The organism is Peptococcus simiae, from assembly GCF_046569735.1.
Classification (GTDB): Bacteria; Bacillota; Peptococcia; order Peptococcales; family Peptococcaceae; genus Peptococcus; species Peptococcus simiae_A.
Map to the genome: position 1 here is coordinate 1 of NZ_JBKICG010000051.1, position 541 is coordinate 541.

The 541-nt window shown below is 49.0% G+C and carries 1 protein-coding gene; it reads left to right on the forward strand.

The features are described from left to right. Window positions 1–446, forward strand: a 446-nt coding sequence (locus ACLGL1_RS09820; protein WP_411008488.1) for an S-layer homology domain-containing protein, incomplete at its 5' end; no start/stop codon positions are given. Between the last annotated feature and the right edge of the window lie 95 nt (window positions 447–541).

Here is a 541-nt window from a genome sequence, read left to right on the forward strand (position 1 = left end):
TCGTCAAAGCTGGACTCATGACTGGGTATGAAGACGGGTCCTTCCGGCCTGATGCCCCCATCACCAGAGCAGAGTTTGCCAAAGTCATCCAGAAGATTGACAAGCAAAATACCACCGATAACCTTCCCTTTGCCGATGTCCAAGGCCACTGGGCCCATCAAGCCATTACCCAGGCCTACGCCAATGGCCGGATTAGCGGCTACCCAGACGGCAGCTTCAAACCGGAACGAAAGATCAGCAGAGCAGAAGCAGCCAGCATCCTGAATGCCGTATTCGACCGGAAAGTCGATAAGGAAGGCCTGGCAAAAGTGGATGGAAAGGTCAAGACCTTCCCTGATTTGCAGGAAGGTCAATGGTACTACTATGACATGGTAGAAGCCATCAATAGCCATGCCTACCACAAGGCTGATCAAGCAAAAAGTGAATCCTGGCAGAAAGTAAAATAGAGACGGTCGGGCTAAAAAATGCTTAGGGAGGAAATTTCTTTCATAAAAAAAGAAAAAAGGCCAAAAAAACAGTTGACAGCTCTTTGGGACCATGG